At 68.1% G+C, this 15,746-nt stretch carries 16 protein-coding genes and 1 pseudogene; 12 read left to right on the forward strand and 5 right to left on the reverse strand.

Going from position 1 to position 15,746, the window contains the following annotated elements:
* Window positions 1-5 precede the first annotated feature (5 nt).
* Window positions 6-530, reverse strand: coding sequence for a Dps family protein (locus tag HEB94_RS29290; protein WP_192752867.1), 525 nt, complete (start codon window positions 528-530; stop codon window positions 6-8).
* Window positions 531-832: 302 nt separating this feature from the next.
* Between HEB94_RS29290 and HEB94_RS29295 the strand changes: the two genes are divergently transcribed.
* Window positions 833-2,074 carry an MFS transporter gene (locus tag HEB94_RS29295; protein WP_202896620.1) on the forward strand — a complete coding sequence of 414 codons (1,242 nt, stop codon included), beginning with the start codon at window positions 833-835 and terminating at the stop codon, window positions 2,072-2,074.
* A gap of 205 nt (window positions 2,075-2,279) precedes the next feature.
* Here the strand turns inward: HEB94_RS29295 and HEB94_RS29300 are convergent, their stop codons facing one another.
* Window positions 2,280-2,948 (reverse strand): DUF6518 family protein, encoded by a 669-nt coding sequence (locus HEB94_RS29300; protein WP_192752868.1) that lies wholly within the window; start codon window positions 2,946-2,948, stop codon window positions 2,280-2,282.
* A 179-nt stretch (window positions 2,949-3,127) separates the two neighbouring features.
* Between HEB94_RS29300 and HEB94_RS29305 the strand changes: the two genes are divergently transcribed.
* Complete coding sequence (locus HEB94_RS29305; protein ID WP_192752869.1) at window positions 3,128-4,345, forward strand: AAA family ATPase; 1,218 nt, start codon at window positions 3,128-3,130, stop codon at window positions 4,343-4,345.
* 12 nt (window positions 4,346-4,357) lie between these two features.
* Here the strand turns inward: HEB94_RS29305 and HEB94_RS29310 are convergent, their stop codons facing one another.
* A complete protein-coding gene (locus tag HEB94_RS29310) occupies window positions 4,358-4,702 on the reverse strand; it encodes an ArsR/SmtB family transcription factor (RefSeq protein ID WP_192752870.1) in 345 nt (114 codons plus the stop codon).
* Window positions 4,703-4,816: 114 nt separating this feature from the next.
* Here HEB94_RS29310 and HEB94_RS29315 point away from each other — a divergent pair, with 114 nt between their 5' ends.
* From HEB94_RS29315 to HEB94_RS29345, 7 genes and pseudogenes are all read left to right on the forward strand, one after another.
* On the forward strand, window positions 4,817-5,677 hold the full coding sequence (locus HEB94_RS29315; RefSeq protein WP_192752871.1) for an SDR family NAD(P)-dependent oxidoreductase: 861 nt from the start codon (window positions 4,817-4,819) through the stop codon (window positions 5,675-5,677).
* Window positions 5,678-6,043: 366 nt separating this feature from the next.
* Complete coding sequence (locus HEB94_RS29320; RefSeq protein ID WP_192752872.1) at window positions 6,044-6,715, forward strand: hypothetical protein; 672 nt, start codon at window positions 6,044-6,046, stop codon at window positions 6,713-6,715.
* A gap of 181 nt (window positions 6,716-6,896) precedes the next feature.
* Window positions 6,897-7,439: pseudogene (locus HEB94_RS54840) on the forward strand (extracellular solute-binding protein); the annotation flags it as partial.
* A gap of 47 nt (window positions 7,440-7,486) precedes the next feature.
* Entirely contained in the window at window positions 7,487-8,188 is a 702-nt protein-coding gene (locus HEB94_RS29330; RefSeq protein ID WP_238361671.1) for a type 2 periplasmic-binding domain-containing protein, read from the forward strand.
* A gap of 9 nt (window positions 8,189-8,197) precedes the next feature.
* Window positions 8,198-9,130 (forward strand): carbohydrate ABC transporter permease, encoded by a 933-nt coding sequence (locus HEB94_RS29335; RefSeq protein WP_192752875.1) that lies wholly within the window; start codon window positions 8,198-8,200, stop codon window positions 9,128-9,130.
* Between the two features lie 35 nt (window positions 9,131-9,165).
* Window positions 9,166-10,089 carry a carbohydrate ABC transporter permease gene (locus tag HEB94_RS29340; RefSeq protein ID WP_192752876.1) on the forward strand — a complete coding sequence of 308 codons (924 nt, stop codon included), beginning with the start codon at window positions 9,166-9,168 and terminating at the stop codon, window positions 10,087-10,089.
* An 89-nt stretch (window positions 10,090-10,178) separates the two neighbouring features.
* Window positions 10,179-10,886: an SDR family oxidoreductase gene (locus HEB94_RS29345; RefSeq protein WP_192752877.1), complete on the forward strand. Its 708-nt coding sequence runs from the start codon at window positions 10,179-10,181 to the stop codon at window positions 10,884-10,886.
* Here the strand turns inward: HEB94_RS29345 and HEB94_RS49580 are convergent.
* Window positions 10,873-11,202 carry a GNAT family N-acetyltransferase gene (locus HEB94_RS49580; RefSeq protein WP_202896621.1) on the reverse strand — a complete coding sequence of 110 codons (330 nt, stop codon included), beginning with the start codon at window positions 11,200-11,202 and terminating at the stop codon, window positions 10,873-10,875. The genes HEB94_RS29345 and HEB94_RS49580 overlap by 14 nt on opposite strands.
* Before the next feature lie 202 nt (window positions 11,203-11,404).
* Here HEB94_RS49580 and HEB94_RS49585 point away from each other — a divergent pair, with 202 nt between their 5' ends.
* The 3 genes from HEB94_RS49585 to HEB94_RS29360 all read left to right on the forward strand — a co-directional run bounded on the left by HEB94_RS49585 (window position 11,405) and on the right by HEB94_RS29360 (window position 14,195).
* Window positions 11,405-11,635 carry a hypothetical protein gene (locus tag HEB94_RS49585; protein WP_202896622.1) on the forward strand — a complete coding sequence of 77 codons (231 nt, stop codon included), beginning with the start codon at window positions 11,405-11,407 and terminating at the stop codon, window positions 11,633-11,635.
* A gap of 11 nt (window positions 11,636-11,646) precedes the next feature.
* Window positions 11,647-12,438 (forward strand): EI24 domain-containing protein, encoded by a 792-nt coding sequence (locus tag HEB94_RS29355; RefSeq protein WP_192752878.1) that lies wholly within the window; start codon window positions 11,647-11,649, stop codon window positions 12,436-12,438.
* Between the two features lie 587 nt (window positions 12,439-13,025).
* Window positions 13,026-14,195, forward strand: a complete 1,170-nt coding sequence (locus HEB94_RS29360; protein ID WP_192752879.1) for a type III PLP-dependent enzyme — start codon at window positions 13,026-13,028, stop codon at window positions 14,193-14,195.
* Here the strand turns inward: HEB94_RS29360 and HEB94_RS29365 are convergent.
* Window positions 14,179-15,522 carry a flavin monoamine oxidase family protein gene (locus tag HEB94_RS29365; protein ID WP_192752880.1) on the reverse strand — a complete coding sequence of 448 codons (1,344 nt, stop codon included), beginning with the start codon at window positions 15,520-15,522 and terminating at the stop codon, window positions 14,179-14,181. The genes HEB94_RS29360 and HEB94_RS29365 overlap by 17 nt on opposite strands.
* Window positions 15,523-15,746 lie beyond the last annotated feature (224 nt).

Consider the following 15,746-nt stretch of genomic DNA (forward strand, 5'->3'; position numbering starts at 1 on the left):
GCGGGTCAGACGTCGGTCACGACCTCGTTGAGGAACCACGTCCTGCGCTCGCTCTCGTCGATCCAGTTCTCGATCAGGCTGGCGGTCGCGACGTCGTTGTACTTGTCGCAGATCTCGTGCGCCGAGCGGAGGGAAATTGTCAACTGACGGTTGTCGTCCCGCAGTTCCTTCATCATGTCGCGCGGGGCGACGAACTCCTCGTCGTTGTCCTTGAGCCGCTGTTCCCGTGAAACACCGCCGATCGAGCGAAGCGTGGTGCCACCGATCTTCCGTGTTCTTTCGGCTATATCGTCGGACATCGCGAATATCTGGTCGGCGTGCTCGTCGAGGAGCAGGTGGTAGTCGCGGAAGTGCCGGCCGGTCATGTGCCAGTGGAAGTTCTTCGTCTTCATGTAGAGCGCGAAGACATCGGCGAGGAGTACGCGTAGTTCACGCGAGATCTCCACCACACCACCGTGACTCAGATCGGTGGGTACGCCGAGGACGTCGGTTCGGGACTGTTCGGAACGCGTGGTGCTGCCCTTTGCCATCGTTGTGGCCTCCTCCCGGATCAGATCTCCCGGTGACTTCGACCCTACGTGCCCGCACGCTCCGTCTCGCGGGACGAAACTCACCAACCGAACGTGATCCCCGCGCAGTAACGCCAGGGACATCGACCGGTCGCGACCAGCCGGATCCGCGTCAACGGAGTCTTGCCCGAGTACGCGCGGAAAGGCCGCTTTCGCCGCGGTGTCCAGGCCGCCTTGCCTCACCCGTCGGTCCGCCCGCGCACCCGGCGCGGATGTGAAAGCCTGGCATGGCCGCGGAACCGCAGCGGGCAGGGAGCGCGGGGTTGAGCAGCCAACCAGCCGGACAGCAGTGGGACGACATCGAAAGCCGACGCGGCATGGGTCCAGCGGTGCCGATCGCCGCGTACGCGTTCGCCGTCGCCATGTCCGGCACCACTCTTCCGACGCCGCTCTACACGCTGTACCAGGCGCAGTACGGGTTCTCCTCGCTGATCGTCACGGTGATCTTCGCCGCGTACGCCGTCGGTGTCATCGCGACGTTGTTCCTGTGCGGCCAGCTGTCGGACACGATCGGCCGGCGGCCCGTGTTGGTGGCCGGTCTGGTCCTGGCCGCGGCGAGTGCCCTGTGCTTCCTGTTCGAAGGGGGACTTCCGGCGCTGTTCGCCGGCCGGGTGCTGTCGGGCCTGTCCGCAGGCCTCTTCACCGGCTCCGCCACGGTGGCCATCGTCGAACTCGCACCGGAGCGACTGCGCGGCCGGGCCACGTTGGTCGCCACGGTCGCCAACATGGGCGGCCTGGGCGTCGGCCCGCTGCTCGCCGGGCTGCTGTCGGAGTACGCCCCCGCCCCGCTCGGTCTGGTCTTCGTGGTGAACCTCGCACTCGTGGCGGTGGCCATCGTCGGGATTCTGCGAATACCGGAGACCGTCCGAGTCCAGCACGGTGCGCCGATGCGTCCGGGCCGGCTGCGAGTCCCGCGGTCGATACTTCCCACGTTCGTGCCCGCGGCCCTGGCGGGGTTCGCGGGTTTCGCGATGTTCGGCCTGTTCACCGCCGTCACACCGACCTACATCGATGAGGTCGAGGGGATCGGCAACCGGGCTGTGCAGGGCGCGGTCGTCTTCTCCGTCTTCATGGCGTCGACCCTCGGTCAGCTGACGATGACGAAGGTCGGTGTCCGACGGGCGCTGCCCTGGGGAACCGTGCTGCTCGGGGTCGGGATGGTCCTCATCTTCTGCTCTCTGCTCCTCCCGAGCCTGGCCCTGCTGGTGCTGGGCGGCGTGATCAGCGGTAGCGGGCAGGGACTGTCGTTCCGCGCGGCGGTGACGGCCGTTGGCCGGCGGAGTCCGCCCGACCAGCGCGCGGAGGTCACCTCAGCGTTGTTCGTCGCGTGCTACGTCGGCATCTCGATCCCGGTCGTGGGGATCGGTGCGCTCGGCGTGGCCACCGGACTCCGTACGGCCGGTCTGGTCTTCACGGTGTGTGTGGCACTGCTCGCGGCGGCCACCGCCGCCTGGCTCGTCCGTAACCCCGCCGGTGACGAGGAACGTCGTCCCCCGAGCGACTGAGAGCGACTGGGGTGGAGGCGGTGGACACGCCACACCGCCTCCAACGAAGTTGGTGGGCCCGCCAGCCGGTTGCCGCACCGGGTTGCCGGGGCTGGCCCACACGCAGACTCTCACCGCCACCTGAGAGGTCCCTGAACGCCCGCTGAATATCTCCCCCGCACAAATCTCGCGGGCGCGGACTGGGGCCGTGGGGTCGGCCGCCGCGCTACACGTGCAGGAACGTCGCCTGGACGACGACGAAGGCCGCGGCGGCGACACCGACCCCGGCCGCCAGCGCGAGCAGCGCCCAGCACCGGTCTCGCATCGAACGCGCCAGCACGACGGGAAGCAGGACGCCGACGGCGATGTAGCACCATCCGGCGGTTGTGCCCGGCCCGCTGTGGGAGGTCGCGTCGGTGGCGAGCCAGAGATACCGGAGTCCCTCACACAGCCATACCGAGCCCGTGATGCCCACCGCCGCGACCCGGATCGGCCGACGAGGTGTACGCAGCAGCGCGCCGGACAGACCGTAGGCCGGTCCCGCGACGACGCCGGTGCCGACCCAGATGATCACCGCGGTCATGCTGGCGGCGTACCCGCGCGCCTCCGTGGCCGCGTAGTAGCCGACGACCAGACCTGCCTGGGTCAGCAGGCCGGCCACGGCGGCCGTTCGCCACCGCCCCGCGGCTGCGAGGCCGACCAGGAAGGCGATCGTGACCCAGGTCGAGGCCGAGTTGGCCAGCGCGGACCAGCCGCCGGGCAGAACCGTCTGCCCGAACGACGTGAGCACCCCTCCGACCAAGCCGAGAGCGACGGACATGGTGAGCAGCAGCCAGGTCCGGGAGGACGCGGCGGACGACCCGCGCGTCGCCGCCGGGTGCTCGGTCGTGGACACGTCGATCGGCTCCTTGAGACTCGTCGGTCGTGGACAGGTGGAGTCACGTCTCTACCAGGGTGTCGACCGATCGCGCCCGGCGGGCGCGAAGGTCGGCCCGTCGGCAGGGCGTGCCGGCCGCACACCATCCGCGGTAAAGCAGGTGAGAGCGCTGACGGGACACGGCTACGCTGCGGCGGATGAGTGGCCACCTGATCCCCGTGCTGTGGTTGTGCGGCCCGCCCGGTGTCGGCAAGTCCACAGTCGCCTGGGAGATCTACGCCGACCTCACCCGGGCCGGCGTCCCGGCGGGCTACGTCGACATCGACCAGGTCGGGATGTGTTACCCCGAGCCGGCGTGCGACCCGGGCAGATACGTGCTGAAGGCCGACAACCTCGCCGCGATGGTGGCGTCCTTCCGGCACTCAGGTGCCCGCTGCGTCGTGGTGTCCGGCGTGGCCGACGTCGCGTGCGCCCGGCTCCATGCCGACCGGACCCCTGATGCCGCGGTCACGCTGTGTCGGCTTCGGGTGGCGCCCGACGAGCTGAGGGAGCGGCTCGCGCGACGGGGAGAGCACGGCCCGATGGTGGAGGAGGCGGTACGCAACGCCGAGGAGTTGGACCGCAACGACGTCGCCGACGTGTGTGTCGAGACCAGCGGACGCTCGGTCGCCGAGGTGACGAGGCTCGTCCGTGAGCAGACCGGTGAGCTGTTCGTTCCCGTCGCCGCGCCGAGTCTCCCCGACGGTGATGCCGCGAGGGCGCTCGCGCCCGCGCCGACGGTGAACGATGCACCTGGGCCGGTCCTGTGGGTCTGCGGGCCGAGGGGTGTCGGCAAATCGACTGTCGGCTGGCTGGTCTCGGAGGCGGTGAGGCGGACCGGGGTCACCACCGCCTTCGTCGACCTCGAGCAGATCGGGTTCAGTTGGCCGGTCCCGGCTGATGATCCCGGAAACCACCGGCACAAGGCGCGGAGCCTCGCCGCCGTCTGGCAGAGCTTTCACGCGAGCGGGGCCCGCTGCCTGGTGGTCAACGGTGCTGTCGACCGGCCGGCCGATGTTCGGTCCTACACCGACGCGTTGCCCGCCTCGACGTTCACGGTGTGCCGGTTGCACGCCGGGCCGGAGCAGCTGAGGGAACGGGTCATGCTGCGGGGACAGGGCCGCAGCTGGGCGGCTCCCGGAGACCCGCTGCGTGGACTGCCCGCCGCGAGGCTGCACCAGGTCGCCGACAACGCGATCGCGACCGCCGCGGCCCTGGAACGCTCCGCCCTCGGCGACCTCCGTGTCGAGACCGACGGGCGTGGCGTCGACGAGGTGGCCCAGGCGATCCTCGCCGAGACCGGCGGGTGGCCGGGCCTCGGCGACCTCGCCGGCGGTGCCGCCGAGGCCGGACGCGGGATCCTGGAACGGGACTGACGCCCGCTCGCGTCAGGCGTCCCCGGCCCGTTCCTCGGCGAGTACCAGGGCGAGCAGGCCCGGGAACCGTGCCTCGAACTCAGCTCGTCGCAGCCGGTTGAGTCGGCGCGGCCCCTTGTCCACCTGCTCGAGGAGGCCGGCGCTTCGCAGGACCGCGAAGTGGTGGCTCGCGGTGGCCTTGGACACGGGCAGGTCGAAGGTTCCGCACGACCGGGTGAAGTCCGGTTCGCCGGCGAGCTCGCGCAGGATCGAACGCCGGACCGGATCGGCGAGCGCGTCCAGCGCGTCCTGCAGGGGGACGGCGGCCGGGTCGGCGTGAACCAGGGATCTGCCGCGACGAGTCGTCCCCTCGGCCATCGTGGGTCCTCCGTCTCCGTCTGCCAGCTTGACTTGTTCGACCACGATCGTACACTCACTGGTGTTCGATTTCCATCAAACAAGAGCCCTGGGCGGAGTGAGTGAGGAAGCATCATGGCTGGGTCGGACGACACATCAGCCTGGGTCGCCGTGGTGACCGGAGCCAGTCGCGGTGCGGGCAAGGGCATCGCCGTCGCACTCGGTCAGGTCGGAGCGACCGTGTACGTCACGGGGCGTAGCCAGCAGGCGGCCGACTCGCCATACGGCGGAACCATCGCGGAGACCGCGGATCTCATCACCCGCGCCGGTGGCACAGGCATCCCCGTCGTGGTCGACCATGCCGACGACGCCGCCACGGCGGAACTCTTCGCCCGCGTGGCGCACGACCACGGCCGGCTGGACATCCTCGTCAACAACGCCGCGAAGGTGCCGTCGGTGCAGCCCGGAGGGTTCTGGGAGAGGCCGCTCGAGGCGGCCGACCTGATCACCGTCGGGCTACGGTCGCACTACGTGGCGAGCTACCACGCGGCGCCGTTGCTGATCGCGAACGGCCGCGGTCTCCTCGTCAACACTGGTCACTACGGCGCGGTCTCCTACTACCACGGACCCGCCTACGGCGCGCAGAAGGCGGGCGCCGACAAGATGGCGGCCGACATGGCGAAGGAACTCCGACCCCACAACGTCGCCGCCGTCTCGATCTGGATGGGTGGGCTCGACACCGAACGCGCCCGCGCCCACCTCGCCTCGGTGCCGCCCGAGGCGAGGCCGTCGACCCGGCGGGAGTCGCCGGAGTTCACCGGTCGGGTGATCGCGGCTCTCTACGCCCTTCCGGATCTCATGACGTACTCGGGCCGAACGCTGATCGGCGCCGAGATCGGCGCGACGCTCGGCGTCACCGACATCGACGGCGCCGCACCCGTGTCACTGCGCTCCACCCTCGGTGGGCCGCCGGAGCCGCACGCCAGCCTGCGCTGACGTCGCGTTCCGTGATCATGAAGGATCGGGGGCACGTGGAGCCCGGAATCGTTCATGATCACGGGGTCTGGGCGGTGACGGGGCTCGGTACCTCGACCGCGGCAGGCAGCCCGACCGCACCTGCACGGGACGTCTGTCTCTTGTGAGGGCTGCGGGGCGGCGCAAGCGTTGAGGAAAAGGTCGTTGGTGCCGTATCGGGCGGCGAGGCGACATCCTGCGTGACGTCGCTCCCGCCCACGATCAGGACGTGGGCAAGAGATGCCAGAGAGTTCCAGAGTCCCTCGACAACGCCCCGAGGAAACTGAGCCGGACTCCCGTGGTCAGGAGCGGGCGGCGCCCGAGCGTTCCGAACGTGGGGAGCGCAGAGTGAAGGAGGGCGGTACGAACCGCTCGCCGGCACTCGAGGACGCGACCGCGCAGGACTGGCTCGGCTCGAACCAGGACCCCGACGTGCTGCTCAGTGTGCCGGACCTCGGCGTGGACAGGATCAGCCTGAACGTCGAGGACCTGGAGGCCGACGTGGACCTGCACGCGAGGGTTCTCGACGTTGTGGAGCTGCACGTCGGTGCGAAGGTCACGCTGGGACGGGTGGACCTGGAGATAGAGAACGTCCACGCGCAGGCGATGCTCAAGGTGAAGCTCGACAAGGTGGCGGAGATCGTGGACCGCGTACTGGAGACCATCGAGAGCAATCCCGAGATCGTGACCAGCCTCACCACGCCCATCGGCAAGGGTGTCGAGGAACTCGGCCGAGGTGCGGGGCAGGGGGTGCGTGAACTCGGCAGTTCGTCGCCAACGTCGGACGAACGTCAACCGATCGAGACCGCCCACAACGTCGAGTACGACGAGGCCGACCGCGACGCCGAAGCCGAACGGGACGACTTCGATCAGGACGAGGCTGGTCGCGACGAGTTCGACCGGGACGAGTCCGCTCCCGCCGACGAGCGTCACCGCGCCGACGCGCGTGACGGTGACCGGGACCAGGACGAGGACGACGACCGCCCCCGCAGAAGGCAGCGCTTCTCGCGATCCCGCTGACGATCCGCCCGCCGAATCGGGACGGTCTGGATTTCTCCTGCCCACCCGTCCGTGGCCGTAAAGGGCGACTGACGTCGACGGACGGCAGCGAGCATTGTTTACCTCCTTGGGCGGTGCCAATTTCGGTGCAATTCATGGCGCACGGCGTGGTCCGGAAGGATCCGAAGTGCTTGGTAACGCCATGCGAAGGGCACCGGGGCGAGGTCGGCGTTTGGCCATCCTCGCGCTCGCGTTGCTGGCCGTCGCACTCGCGTCGTGCGGTGGTCCGGCCGCCGCCGGACGCCAACCACTTGTCGTCGTGGTCGACTCCACCCGGCTCGAGGGTGTGCAGAAGTACCAGAAGCTGCATCCCGACGTACCGCTGCGGATCCAGGTGTTCGCCGACCGGAGCGCCATACCGACCAGGGTTCTCCTGGACAACTACGCGGCCGACGGTGGCTGGCCGGACGTCTTCTTCGCCGAACCCAACATCGTGGCGCGGACGGCGGACCGCGTGCACGACTATCCGCTCGACCTGCGCCCGTACGTGTCGGCGAAGGTGCTGGACGGTTTCTTTCCGGGTTCGCTCTCCTCGTGTGAGGTCGATGGCAAGCTGGTCTGTCTCCGTAACGACCTGGCGCAGGGAATGCTCTGGTACAACGCCGATCTGATGGCGAAGTTCGGCTACGAGGTTCCGACCACCTGGGAGGAATACCAAAAGCTGGGGCTCCGGGTGGCGAAGGAACACCCGGGTTACGTCACGGGGCGTTCGGCGACGCGCAGGCGCTCACCATGTACTTCTGGCCGAGCAGGTGTCCCGTCGCCCAGATCGTCGGCCGGGACAAGGTCCGAATCAACCTCGACAAACCCGAATGCACCCTGGTCGCGAGATTGTTCGAACCGCTCGTCGAGGCAGGAGTCGTCACGACCGTCAACCCACTCGACGCGTCGTTCGTGCAGAAGTACGGCACCACCAACAAGGTCCTGATGCTGCCGGCCGCTTCGTGGTTCGCGGAGTACGTCTTCCGTGAGGTCTACAAGACACCGCCCGGCCAGCTCGCCGCCGCCATGCCGCTGCGATGGGAGTCCGAGCGCGAGATCCGCACCGGTGCACACGGTGGCGCCGCCTGGATGGTCTCCCGACACACGAAGAACGTGCGGGCGGCGGTCGATCTCGCGGTGTGGATGAGTACGGCGACCGAGTACCAGGGCACGGGTCCGACGTTTCCCGCCTACATGCCGGCCGCCGACGCCTGGGCCGAACACCTCAGCGACGGCGACTTCTTCGCGACGAATCCCTATCCGGTGATGCGAAGGGCCGCGGGCCTGATCGATCCGATCTTCGACAGTGTTCGCTACGACGCTCCGGCGTTGTTCGAGACCGACGTGGTGGGACCGGTCATTCGCGGGCACGCCATCGACTCGGGTTTCGCCACCTACGAATCGCACCTGACCCAACTCGCGCAGGCCTACGGCTACACCGTCGTGAGATAGGAGCCGGCCATGTCGACGTCCACGGTGGCGAGGTCCGCGACGGCGGCACCCGCCAGGAGCCGTGCCGCAGGAGCGCGCCGGCACGGACTCGCGCCCTATCTCTTCGTCCTGCCGTACGTGCTGCTGCTGCTCGCGTTCGGCATCCTGCCCTCGCTGTACTCGGTCCTGATCAGCTTCGACGACCCGTTCGTCCCGGGCCTGAGCTTCCACGGGGTGGAGAACTACCTGGTCGCCTTCCGGGACTTCAGGTTCGCGCCCGCCTTCGGGAACGTCGCCCTCTACCTGCTGATCTGGCTGCCGTTCATGACCGTCGCGGTCCTCGGTCTCGCCCTCCTCCTGCACCAGCGCCCAGGACGCATGTCCGCCCTCGCCCGGCTCGTCTACTTCCTGCCGGGCGCGGTCACCGGATCGGCCGCCGTAGTGTTGTGGCTGTTCGTCCTCGATCCGACGGTGAGCCCGTTCGGACCGTTGCTCCGTCTGTTCGGGATCGAAACCCTTCGGGAGGCGGTGGACGGCTCCAACCTGGCGTTCTCCATCGCCCTGATGGCGTTCTCGATCGGAGCCGGTGGCTGGATCGTCATCATCTTCGGCGCGTTCCAGAACATCGATCGGGAGATCGTCGAGGCGGCGAGGATCGACGGGTGCAACGCCCGGCAGGCGTGGCACATCAAGCTTCCGCTGATCCAGAAGTACGTCGTGTACATGCTGGTGTTGAGCTTCGCCGGCGGAACCCAGTTGTTCGTCGAACCTCAACTCATCGGCCGTGCCGCCGGCCCTGGAGTGGTCAGCCCGACGTGGTCGCCGAACCTGTTGGCGTACGACTTCGCCTTCAACATCGGCAACTTCGGGGCCGCTGCGGCCATCTCGATGCTCCTGCTGGTCATCGGCCTGCTCGGGGCGTGCCTGCTGATCTTCCGGACGAAGTTCTTCGACGTGCGTTGACGCCGGCCCAGGAGGGTTCGCTCATGGTTGCTCAGATGGGGACGCGGCCGGATCCGCGAACGGACGCGCGACCGGCTCGCGAGGCTCGTCCCGCGGTCGCGGTGGCCACGCGCACCGCGCGGATCGTCGTCCTCGTCGGTTTCATGATCTTCTTCGGCGTACCGCTGGTGTGGCTGCTGCTCGCCGCCACCCGCACGAACGACGACCTGCTGACCGGTTTTCCGCTCGCGTTCGGATCCGTGGACAACCTGGTCACCGCCTGGCGGCACCTGCTCTCCTACAACGACGGCGAACTGCTGGCCTGGATCTGGAACTCCGTCGTCTACTCGGTCGGCGGACTACTGCTCACCCTGGTGGCGTGCATTCCCGCCGGCTACGCGATGGCCACCATGCGATTTCGGGGCCGCTACGCCCTGCTCCTGACGACCCTGGTCGTCATGATCGTTCCGGGTTCGACGCTGGTGCTTCCGCTCTTCATCGAGGTGAGCAGCATGCGGCTGCTCAACACTCCCTGGGCGGTGATCCTGCCGATGGCGTTCTTCCCGTTCGGCGTCTACCTCACCTACATCTACTACGCCACGAGTCTGCCGGTCGCGCTCCTCGACGCCGGACGGGTGGACGGGTGTTCGGAATGGCAGCTGTTCTGGTCGATCGCGCTTCCGTTGGCGCGTCCGATCGTGAGCCTCGTCGCGTTCTTCGCGTTCGTCGCCAACTGGAACAACTACTTCCTTCCCTTCGTCATGCTCACCGACGACCAGAAGTACAACCTGCCCGTGGGGCTCGCCGCGCTCATCCAGAGCGCCCCCGGCGTGCACCCGGTGTTCGCGTCCGAGCTACCGATCTACGGCCCGGAGATCGCCCTGGCAGGGGTCGTCACCGTCCTGCCGATCGCGGTGATCTTCCTGTTCTCGCAGCGTTCCATGATTGCCGGAATCTTCGGGGGAGCGGTCAAGGACTGAAACATGTGCCGGGGTCTCTCGCAGGTCCCGGTGTCCCTGGCAGGTCCCGCGGATGTCTTGGTCCGCCTCCACGGGGAACAAGGACGTACATGCGACTCGAGGGCAGTGTGGCGCTGGTGACCGGAGCCAACCGAGGCATCGGGGCGGCTTTGTGTCGGGCGCTGTTCGAACGCGGTGCCAGGAAGATCTACGCGGCCGTCCGTTCTCCGCAGACCGTCACCGATCCACGGCTCACGCCCCTGCGCGTCGACGTCACCGACCAGGCCAGCATCGACGCCGCGGCGACCTCGGCCCCGGACGTGTCGATCCTCGTCAACAACGCCGGCCGGGGCGGTGGAGGCACGAAGGTGCTGGGCGGTTCGCTCGACGACGCGCGCGCGACCATGGAGGTCAACTACTTCGGAACCTGGACGGTCTCCCGAGCGTTCGCACCGATCCTGGCCGCCAACGGTGGGGGAGCCATCATCAACGTCCTGTCGGTCGCGTCGTGGTGGGCGCTGGACATCGCGCCGGGGTACTCCGCGTCCAAGGCGGCGGGCTGGTCCCTCACCAACTCGATGCGGGCCATACTCCGCGACCAGGGCACCCTCGTGGTGGGCGTCCATGCAGGCTTCGTCGACACCGACTTCAGCGCGTGGACGGACGCGCCGAAGATCAGCGCCGACAGCGTCGCGGCTCAGACGATGGCGGCGCTGGAGAACGACGCGGACGAGGTGCTCGCCGACGACTTCACCAGGGACACGCGCGCCGCCCTGTCCGGTGACATCGCAGGCGTGCACCGCATCACCCCGTGGTGACCCCCATCAGCGGCAGGCACGGAGCGAGCCCTTCGATGGTGACCGCCGTGGTGCGGTGTCGCTCCCAGTTGGCGCGGGTCAGGCGCAGCCGGTGCTCGACCGACATGGCGTCGCGGACCACCCGGCGGTGGATGCCGTCCGGCTCGTAGCCGAGCTTGCGGGAGACTCCGCTGGACCTCAGGTTGTGCTCGAACGCACCGGAGGTGGCGTGCTCCGCGCCCAGGCCGTCGAAGGCCAGCCGCAGGACAGCCGCCCGCATCTCCGTACCGATCCCCTGACCCTGGTGACGCAGTCCCAACCACGAACCCGTGTGCACCCTCACGACTGACGGCGAGGTCGCGTGCGCCGATGCTCTGCATCCCCACGACGTCGCCGGCACGGAAGACGGTGAGGTTGAGCGACCAGTGTTCCGGTGTCCAGGTGCCGAGCCGCAGCCAGTGATGCTGAACGACGCTTCGGGCGACGTCCGCCGGCGGCTGGTCCGTCCAAGGCACGAAGAACGGCATGGTGTCCGGGGCGTGGATGCCCTTGGCCGCGAGGTCCGCGAGGGCGGCGAGTTCCTCCGTGTCGGGAAGACGGAGTTCGAGTCGCGGCGTCCGGAGCCGCAGTCCGAGGAGTGGAAAGTGATCGACCAGCATGCCTCCATCCTGGCCACCTCACGCACGGTCTTCATCCCAATTTCGCGCGTGAGGAGCCGCGGCAACGGCACGGCCCGGACGGACTCCGCCGATCCAGACCCCTGCCCGTAGGCTTACCGATCGTGAACGCCCGCACGGTCACCACCTCGGCCAGCCACTACGCCGGACAGTTCCTCTCAGGAGTCGGCCTGCTGATCCGCGGAGTCAGGACCTACGCCGGAAGTCCCGGGCTGGTCCTGCTCGGCATCCTCCCCGCGTTCATCACGGGGGTGTTGTTCGTCGGGGCGTTCGCGACCCTTGCCTACTTCGTCGCCGACCTCGCGAGCGTCGTCACACCCTTCGCGGACGACTGGTCCGGTGGTGCCCGAGGCACGATCCGGGTGTTCGCCGCGGTCGCGATGCTCGGGGTCGGTGCCCTGGTGGGCGTGCTGACGTTCACCGCGGTGACACTCGCCGTCGGCGATCCCTTCTACGAGAAGATCTCCGAACAGGTGGAGGAGTCGCACGGCGGCGTGCCGAACGCTGTCGAGGTCCCGTGGACACGGTCGCTGGCGCGAAGCGTGGCCGACTCGGCCCGCCTGGTCGCGGTGTCGGTCCTCGTGGGCATCCCGTTGTTCGTGGCCGGCTTCCTGCCGGTGGTGGGACAGACCGTCGTGCCGGTCGTCGGTGCCGCCGTGGGCGGTTGGTTCCTGGCGCTGGAGTTGGTGAGTGCCGCGTTCTACCGACGTGGGCTGCGGCTTGCCGAACGTCGCCAGGCGTTGCGGAGCGTTCGGCCGCTCGCACTGGGCTTCGGGGTGGCTGTGTTCGTCGTGTTCCTGATCCCGCTTGGTGCGGTGTTCTTCACCCCGGCCGCGGTCGCGGGCGCGACGTTGCTCGCTCGTCACTCTCTCGGCGAACCCACCGCGGAGGCCTGAGGTCCGCGACTGGGCACGCGGCGACGATGTCGGCACACGTCATGAAGACGTGAAGGAACCAAACGCGGCCGTCAAGATCGTGTGGGTGCGCCCGGCCGCGTCCCGCTGTCCGGCCTAGTGTCGCGATCATCGTCGGTTCTCTCTGCCAGGAAGTAACACATGGACGCCCGCTGCCCCGGACAGCCACCGCCTGTCCAGGCACCCGCCTGACGGTGTGCCGGAGGAAACGTCAACGCAGCCCTGCGCCCGGCGTCGTACGGTGCCACGCCTTTTGGGTCGGGTGGGAACCGACGCCCTCATCCTCACGTCGAAGTTGACGCTCGTCGCGATGCGTGCGCGAGTCTTCGCCCTGGCGTGGTGACGAGGTTGCGTTCCGTCGGCCAGGTGCCCCGCGAGCGTCTGGTGGTCAAGCCTTCAGTCGGCGTTACCCGGCGCGACACGATCCCGAAAAACCACGCGGTCAAGATCCTCTCAAGAAATTCTCCGGCGCTGGAAAAGCCCGCACGCTCGCCCTGGCGCATGAATTCGTCATGCCACAAATCGCGACATGAAGCTCATCGACTCTCGAAAGAACGGGTGCAAGTGACATGCGGGACGAAGTCCGCGCGAACGTGGTGCGTGACCTTGCGAACTACTTCGAAACAATGTCACTGCGGTCGCGGCTACGCTCCTATCCCTCGCCGTTGTTTTTTCTCGACGCCGAGCAGGTGAAGCGGCAGTACCGCGCTCTCGAGAACGCGTTGCCCATGGTCAGGCATCACTTCGCGATCAAGGCCCTGCGTCACCCGGCGGTCATCGCCGCGGTGGACGAGTGTGGCGGCTACTTCGACGTCATGACCAACAGCGACGTGGACCTTGTACAGGCGCAGAAGGTCGCGCCCGAGCGTTGCATCCACACGAACCCGATCAAGAAGCCGCGTGACATCAGGTACGCGCTCGCCGCGGACCTGACCACCTTCGTTGTCGACAACGCCTCCGAGGTGGACAAGTTCGTTCCGTACGCCGTCCGGGTTCAGCTACTCGTCCGGCTCAGTTTTCGTAATGTCGACGCGAAGAGCGACCTGTCGTTCAAGTTCGGCGTGGCTCCGACGGAGGCCGAGAGCCTCGTCCGGTACGCACGGCGGCAGGGCCTGAAGGTCGCGGGCTTCTCCCTGCACGTGGGTAGCCAGATCCACTCCGCGCAGGCCTACGTGGAGGCGATCCAGAAAGCCATCCAACTGATGGACGCGGTCGAAGCGACCCAGCACGTCACGCTGTCCGTTCTCGACATCGGTGGCGGGTTTCCGGTGGACTATCTCGCTCCCGCGCCGACCATCGAGGAGATCTCACACGCCATCAGCCCACTGCTCGAACCACTGGTCGGTCGGGTGCGGATTCTCTCCGAGCCCGGTCGTTTCCTGGTGGCTCCCTCGATGACCCTGGTCACCCAGGTCGTGGGCAAGAGCATGCGTGGCGGCAGGCAGTGGTACTACATCGACGATGGTGTGTACGGCAGCTACTCCAACGTCATCTTCGAGAACGTCACACCGCACGTCATCGCTCTCCGCGAACTCGAGGCCGGACGCGCGCTGCCCCTGTCGCCGAGTACGGTCGCCGGCCCCACCTGTGACAGCGTGGACGTCGTGACGACCGAGTGTCCACTGCCCGAGTTGGAGGTGGGGGACTATCTGGTCAGTCCGATGATGGGTGCGTACACTGCGGTTTCCGCCACGGACTACAACGGGATCGCCCGCACGCCGGTCATCGAACTGCGGTGATCTCGGCCGCCGCGCGCAGCCCGGAGGAGATCGCTCCGTCGATGTAACCGTTCCATCGCACCGCCGTCTCGGTGCCGGCCCAGTGGATGGAACCCACCGGTTCACGGAGCGCGGGACCGTAGCTGGTCCAACCTCCGGGTCGGAAGTGGGCGGAGAAGCAGCCTCGCGTCCAGGGGTCGGTGCTCCAGTCGTGGTGCACGATGGTCAGCGGGTGGCGCGCGCTCTCACCGTAGAGCGTCGCCAACCGCTCGAGGACGAGTTGTCGCTGCTGTGGGACTGCGAGCTCACGAAGCCGGTGCGCCTCGCTGCCGTAGACGAACGCCACGAGGATGCCGCGCGGGTTGCCGTTCTCGTCCGGCTTGGAGTTGTCGAAGGTCTCGGAGATGACACCCTCGTCGTAGATGCCGATTCCCGACAGACCCGCCTCGCGCCAGAACGGTTCGGCGTAGACCGTCTGCCACTTCATGGCGTAGCCGTGCGGCATCGCGTCGAACAGACCAGCACGTCGAGTCGGCAGGGACGGCGTGTAGTCGATCCGCGCGGCCAGCGCCGGTGGAACGGCGACGACGACATACCTTGTCCGGTAGCGACCCTTGGTCGAGACCACGACAGTCTGGTGGCCGCCCTGCTCGATCCGGACCACAGGCTCGTCGAACCGGATGGTCTCCGCGCCCAAGGTGTCCGCGATCGCGTTGGCGACCCGTTGTGCCCCACCGTCGATGCGGGACTCCTGGGCACCCCCTTCGCAGCTGGCCAGGGACGCGACACCGCCGCCACTGCGGATGTAGAAGAGCACGTCCAGGGTGGACACGTCCTCGGCGCCGCAGGCGAGGAAGGCGCCGGCGACCGCTCGGTCGACGAAGCGGGCGGTGCTCGCCGTCGCGTGCTGACGCAACCAGGCGGCGAAGGGGAGTTCGAGTTCCTCTGCCCGCGGGTGGGTCCACGGGCGCTCGAGCGGGACGTCCTCGCTGAGTCGGTCCAGCTCGTCCAGAACCCGCTCGACGTCGAGGGGGAGTTCGGGGAGGCGCTCCCCGTCGAAGAGGTACGTCTCGGCACCTGCGGCCGGCGTCGGCTGGGTCCTGATGCCGAACCGGTCGAGCAGACCGAGGAGGTGGTTCTGGGTGGGACCGACCCACTGGCCACCAAGGTCGAGCTTGATCAGGCTGCCGTCAGGGAGTGGTTGCGGTGCGCTCCAGATCCGCCCACCAACGCGATCGCGTGCCTCGAGCACCAGGACGTCGTAGCCGTCCCGCCGCAGTCGCTCGGCACTACTGAGGCCGGCATATCCAGCGCCGACAACGACCACGTCATACTGGCGCTCGCCCATGGATGATCGTGCCTCACATCTCACTTGCCGACGTCTTCGTCGCCACGGCGGGGAAATCGGGATCGATGCTACGCGAGGTGCGGGGCAGTTCCGCCCTGAGGTCAGGGCTCCTGACGCGCGATCCGACCCATGCCGAGGGGCGGGTGACGGCGTGATGGACGTCGGGTGAGCGCCGGCTTGACCGCTGGTTTCGTCGGCACGGAAGGTGGTCGCGCGGGTGACCG

It is taken from the genome of Actinopolymorpha pittospori, from assembly GCF_014873875.1.
Classification (GTDB): Bacteria; Actinomycetota; Actinomycetes; order Propionibacteriales; family Actinopolymorphaceae; genus Actinopolymorpha; species Actinopolymorpha pittospori.

Bases quoted from the DNA above. Each gene is read 5' to 3' on its own strand.
- HEB94_RS29330 (WP_238361671.1), top strand. From the start codon at position 7,487: ATGTACTTCTGGCCGAGCAGGTGTCCCGTCGCCCAGATCGTCGGCCGG.
- HEB94_RS29360 (WP_192752879.1), top strand. From the start codon at position 13,026: ATGCGGGACGAAGTCCGCGCGAACGTGGTGCGTGACCTTGCGAACTAC.
- HEB94_RS29345 (WP_192752877.1), top strand. From the start codon at position 10,179: ATGCGACTCGAGGGCAGTGTGGCGCTGGTGACCGGAGCCAACCGAGGC.
- HEB94_RS29305 (WP_192752869.1), top strand. From the start codon at position 3,128: ATGAGTGGCCACCTGATCCCCGTGCTGTGGTTGTGCGGCCCGCCCGGT.
- HEB94_RS29365 (WP_192752880.1), bottom strand. From the start codon at position 15,522: ATGGGCGAGCGCCAGTATGACGTGGTCGTTGTCGGCGCTGGATATGCC.
- HEB94_RS29290 (WP_192752867.1), bottom strand. From the start codon at position 530: ATGGCAAAGGGCAGCACCACGCGTTCCGAACAGTCCCGAACCGACGTC.
- HEB94_RS29340 (WP_192752876.1), top strand. From the start codon at position 9,166: ATGGGGACGCGGCCGGATCCGCGAACGGACGCGCGACCGGCTCGCGAG.
- HEB94_RS29315 (WP_192752871.1), top strand. From the start codon at position 4,817: ATGGCTGGGTCGGACGACACATCAGCCTGGGTCGCCGTGGTGACCGGA.
- HEB94_RS29310 (WP_192752870.1), bottom strand. From the start codon at position 4,702: ATGGCCGAGGGGACGACTCGTCGCGGCAGATCCCTGGTTCACGCCGAC.
- HEB94_RS29335 (WP_192752875.1), top strand. From the start codon at position 8,198: ATGTCGACGTCCACGGTGGCGAGGTCCGCGACGGCGGCACCCGCCAGG.